The sequence below is a fragment of the Bradyrhizobium sp. PRIMUS42 genome, from assembly GCF_023006515.1.
Classification (GTDB): Bacteria; Pseudomonadota; Alphaproteobacteria; order Rhizobiales; family Xanthobacteraceae; genus Bradyrhizobium.
In genome coordinates, this window is record NZ_JALBGZ010000546.1 from 1 (window position 1) to 4,291 (window position 4,291).

4 protein-coding genes and 1 pseudogene are annotated in these 4,291 nt (G+C 65.1%); 1 reads left to right on the top strand and 4 read right to left on the bottom strand.

Annotated features, from left to right (window positions below; genetic code table 11):
- The 3 genes from MOV75_RS28880 to MOV75_RS28890 all read right to left on the bottom strand — a co-directional run.
- Positions 1–1,109 (bottom strand): NAD-dependent epimerase/dehydratase family protein (locus MOV75_RS28880; protein ID WP_247007039.1); only part of this gene is annotated, 1,109 nt, incomplete at its 3' end.
- Positions 1,106–1,771 (bottom strand): DUF4166 domain-containing protein, encoded by a 666-nt coding sequence (locus tag MOV75_RS28885; RefSeq protein ID WP_246929625.1) that lies wholly within the window; start codon positions 1,769–1,771, stop codon positions 1,106–1,108. The genes MOV75_RS28880 and MOV75_RS28885, both read right to left, overlap by 4 nt.
- A gap of 16 nt (positions 1,772–1,787) precedes the next feature.
- Positions 1,788–2,345: a GbsR/MarR family transcriptional regulator gene (locus MOV75_RS28890; RefSeq protein WP_246929627.1), complete on the bottom strand. Its 558-nt coding sequence runs from the start codon at positions 2,343–2,345 to the stop codon at positions 1,788–1,790.
- Between the two features lie 143 nt (positions 2,346–2,488).
- Between MOV75_RS28890 and MOV75_RS28895 the strand changes: the two genes are divergently transcribed.
- Positions 2,489–4,009: a PAS domain-containing sensor histidine kinase gene (locus tag MOV75_RS28895; protein WP_246929634.1), complete on the top strand. Its 1,521-nt coding sequence runs from the start codon at positions 2,489–2,491 to the stop codon at positions 4,007–4,009.
- Between the two features lie 130 nt (positions 4,010–4,139).
- On the opposite strand, the pseudogene MOV75_RS28900 reads toward MOV75_RS28895, so the two are convergent.
- Positions 4,140–4,291: pseudogene (locus MOV75_RS28900) on the bottom strand (acylphosphatase); the annotation flags it as partial.

A 4,291-nucleotide genomic window follows, 5' to 3' on the forward strand; every position in this document is an offset into this window, starting at 1 on the left:
ATCAGTTCGCGCGCGATCTGGGCTTCGGCCGGATAGCTCATGGTGGCGTAGGGATGGTCCCAGTCGCCGATGACGCCGAGGCGCTTGAACTCTTCACGTTGCACGCCGAGCTCCTCCGCCGGACGCGCCGCCTGCTCCCAGGCCGCGCACAGCTCGTGGCTGAAGCAGGCGTGTGATTTCGCCGATTCCGTCAGCACCTGATCGGCCCAGAGGCCATACCAGCCGATCGCTGAGCCGCTGACGAGCACCTCGGGCTTGTGGTCAAGCCGCGCGATCAGCTTGACGACCTCGCCGGTCATGTCGATGCGCGAGCCGATGATCTTCGCGCGCTTGGCCTCCGTCCACAGGCCGTTGCCGATCGGCTCGCCCGCGAGATTGACGATGGCGTCGATCTTCGTGTCGGCGGCGAGCTGATCGAGGCTGGTGATCAGCATGACCGGCGGCGGCAACATCTCGGCCTTGGCGGGGTTGCGGATCAACGCGATGACATTGTGCCCCGCCCCGCTGAGGCTTGTGGCGAGGCGGCTGCCAATGAAGCCGGTGGCGCCAGTGATCAGCACGGTCTTGCGGCCCGGCAGCTTCTCGACAAGTCCCTGCGCCGGAACGCTGCGCATGCGGCCCAATCGGCGCATCGCGGCAAAATCCCTGACGCCGCACAGCGCAGCTCCAACCGCGCAGGCGGTCGCGGCCATGCTGAGCAGGCCCTGATAGACCACGGTCACGCCGAACGGCTGCATCGCCCAGTCGATCAGCACCGGCAGCAGCAGCACGAGAATGGCACCGTAATTGATGGCGAGCAGCGTGTGATTGATGCGTTCGCTCGGCGGCAGCTTTCGGCTCAGATCCTCCTCGACGAAATCCATCAGCGTGATCACGATCTCGGCGATCAGCACCGCGACGATCAGCAGCGCGAGCACGCCATAGACCTCGAGCCAGCCGAGCAGCAGGAACAGCAGCGCATAGAGCATATTGCGGATGCCGTGCAGCTTCAGCTCGAAGCGCTGCGACACCCGCCAGGCCAGGCGCTCGGTGAATTCGTGATGGTAGAAGGTGTCGAACACGCCCATCACGATCTGGATGGCGATGAGCGTCCACAACAGCTGTGTCATGACACGGCCTCCCTGAAGGTGGCGGACTGGTGGATCAGCGCGCCGTAACGCGGATGAATGACATCGAGGGTGAAGCGGAACGCGCCCTCGCCGAGGTCGCGGTGCGTCACCGTGAGATCGCCCGGCGTGAGCCATTGCGGCAGCGGGATCCACAGGCGTCCAAGCTGAAGCCCATAACCGGCGCTGCGAAAGGTCAGCGCCTGGTCCTCGACCGCGATACGGAGCGCCATCGAAACGCCGAAGCCGACATATTCCTCGAGCCCGGTCGGACCGGCAAAACGCTTGGCGGAATGGATCACTTGCGGAAAGCCGCGCTTGCGCGCGCAGATGCGCGTCCAGGTCTGACCGCCGGTTGCGGCATCCTCGGTGACCGTCACGATCATCGGCACGCCGGTGTCACGGCCGGTCGGCAGCGGCCCGCCGATCATGCGTGCGGCCTGTGCGACCCACCAGCCAATGTCGCTGAAGCCGATCTCGTCGACCACGCCGACATAGACGACGCTGTCGCCGTCGGCGACGCGCTTGGAGAAGCGCCGCCAGGTCGCGAGCGGCAGGCGGCCCCAATCCTCGTCCGACAGCAGCGTGCGGAAGCGGCGATCGTCGAGCAGTCTGGTGTGAGCGGAGGTCGATGCGTTGCAGCCCGATAATCTTGCCGACGTCATCGTACCCTCCTCGAGGCTATTTGGTCTTGCCCAGCGGCAGCAGGTTGGCGATCTTCTCGCCAAGCCGCATCAAGGCGACCAGCCGCGGCCGCGGCACCTTCAGCATCTGCATGAACCAGTGATCGGCGAGCTCGGTGAAGGCGAGCATCTCCTTCAGCCGCTTGCTCGCGACCGGATTGATGGCCGGATCGCCGGCGGCGTCGGACACGCACGCCCTGAGCGCCGCGATCGCCGGATCGAGCTCCCGCTCCTTGCGCCGCGCCGCGATTCTGGCCGCGACCTCCCAGATGTCGGTCTCGGCCTCGTAATGGTCGCGGCGGTCGCCGAGGATCGGCACCCGCCGGATCAGGTTCCAGGCGAGCAGCTCCTTCAGCGAGTTGGAGACGTTGGAGCGCGCCATGCCGAGCGTGTCGGCGATGTCTTCGGCGGTCATGGGCGCTTCGGCGAGGTAGAGCAGCCCGTGGATCTGGCTGACCGAGCGATTGACGCCCCACTCGTCCCCCATATCGCCCCAATGCAGGATGAAGCGCTCGACGGCGACGGGGAGTTTCTTCTTTCCGGTTATTTCTGTCATGACAGAAATATCTGACAATACCGTTTCCCTGTCAAGCGGGCGCCGGTCCGTATACGAAGCGGGGATATCTGCCTAAAAATGTCCCAAGTTCAGGGAACCATCCGCCATCTGTGGCGTTTGCTCCGGTCGAACAGGGTCCGGGAATGGTGAAAAAGTTCAGTCAACAGAGAGACTTGTTCGAGAGCGAACGCAGTTTCCGGCTGTTGGTTGAGGGAGTTGCGGACTACGCGCTCTACATGCTCGATCCCAACGGGATCATCACCAGCTGGAACATCGGCGGCGAGCGCATCAAGGGTTATTCACCCGAGGAGATCCTCGGCCAGCATTTCTCCCGCTTCTACACCGAAACCGACCGCGCCAACGGCAAGCCGACCCGTGCGCTCGGCATCGCCAGGGAAAAGGGCCGCTACGAGGAGGAAGGCTGGCGCGTTCGCAGGGACGGCACTTTCTTCTGGGCCAGTGTCGTGATCGATCCGATCTACGAGGACGGCCAACTGGTCGGATTCGCCAAGATCACGCGCGACATCACCGAACGCCGCAATACCCAGATCAAGCTCGAGGCGATGCAGAAGCAACTCGCCGAGTCCCAGAAGTTCGACGCGCTCGGGCAACTCACCGGGGGGGTCGCCCACGACTTCAACAACCTCCTGATGATCATCAGCGGCAGCCTCCACATGCTGAAGCGAGGGGCCGACGACGCGGCCAAGCTCCAGCGTGCGATCTCGGCCATCGAGACCGCCACCAAGCGCGGCGCGGCGCTGACCAACCAGCTCCTGACCTTCGCGCGGCGGCAGAGCGTCAATCCGCAGGCGATCGATTTCGCCGAACGCATCACGGCGATTCGCGAGGTGCTCGATGCCGGCGTCGGCAGCTCCGTGCGCCTGGCCTTCGACATCGACCGCGAGGTCTGGCCGATCAAGGCCGACGTCTCCGAACTCGAGACCGCGCTGCTCAACCTCGTCATCAATGCCCGCGACGCGATGCCCGACGGCGGCACGGTGACGATCAGCGCGCGCAATGTCGTGCTGGACGAGACAACCCTCGCCGGCAATTTCGTTGCGATCGACGTCACCGATACCGGGCTCGGCATTCCCGGTGACGTTCTCGACAAGATCTTCGAGCCGTTCTTCACGACCAAGCCGATCGGAAAGGGCACCGGCCTCGGCCTATCTCAGGTGCACGGCTTCGCGCACCAGGCCGGCGGCACGGTGAGCGTCGCAAGCGAACTCGGCAAGGGCACGACCTTCACTATCCTCCTGCCGCGCGGAGAAGACGTGCCATCGTCCGACACGGCCGGGGAGCCGGCGTTCCAAGGCAGCGGCACGGTGTTGCTGGTGGAGGACAATCCGGACGTCGCCATCGTCAGCATCGGCCTGCTGGAGCAGCTTGGCTACCATGTGCGCCGGGTCGCCGATGCCGAAGCTGCGCTGCGCGAGATCGAGAACAACGGCGTCGACTTCGTGTTCTCGGACATCGTCATGCCCGGCAAGATGGACGGCCTCACCCTCGCCCATCATCTCCGCCAGATCCGCCCCGGCCTGCCGATCCTGCTCGCCACCGGCTACAGCGAGGTCGCCGCCGGCGTGCGCGGGGATTTCCCGATCCTGCGCAAGCCGTACGAGATCCACGAACTCAGCGAAGCGATCGCCAAGCTGCCAAGGTGAGGTTCTCAAGAGGTGGGCAAAGCGGAGCGTGCCCACAATCTCACCACGATCACGCCTTTGCCCACCCTACGAGACTGCCTTCGGCGCCTGCTTCACCGCCGCGGCCGGCGACGGCGCGCAGACAACGCGCCTACACCGTCGGCAGCACCGAGAACTTCTCCCCGGCCCTGCGCAAATTCAGCTCATCGGCACCGGCGGTCTCGCTGGTGACACTGTCGACGCGCGAGGATGGCGGGCCGTGGCGGCAGAGCGCGACCATGTCGGCGACGTGACCTGGCGTAC

What these genes read in the sequence shown, in the direction of transcription:
- MOV75_RS28895 (WP_246929634.1), top strand. Translation starts at nt 2,489, where the DNA reads ATGGTGAAAAAGTTCAGTCAACAGAGAGACTTGTTCGAGAGCGAACGC.
- MOV75_RS28890 (WP_246929627.1), bottom strand. Translation starts at nt 2,345, where the DNA reads ATGACAGAAATAACCGGAAAGAAGAAACTCCCCGTCGCCGTCGAGCGC.
- MOV75_RS28885 (WP_246929625.1), bottom strand. Translation starts at nt 1,771, where the DNA reads ATGACGTCGGCAAGATTATCGGGCTGCAACGCATCGACCTCCGCTCAC.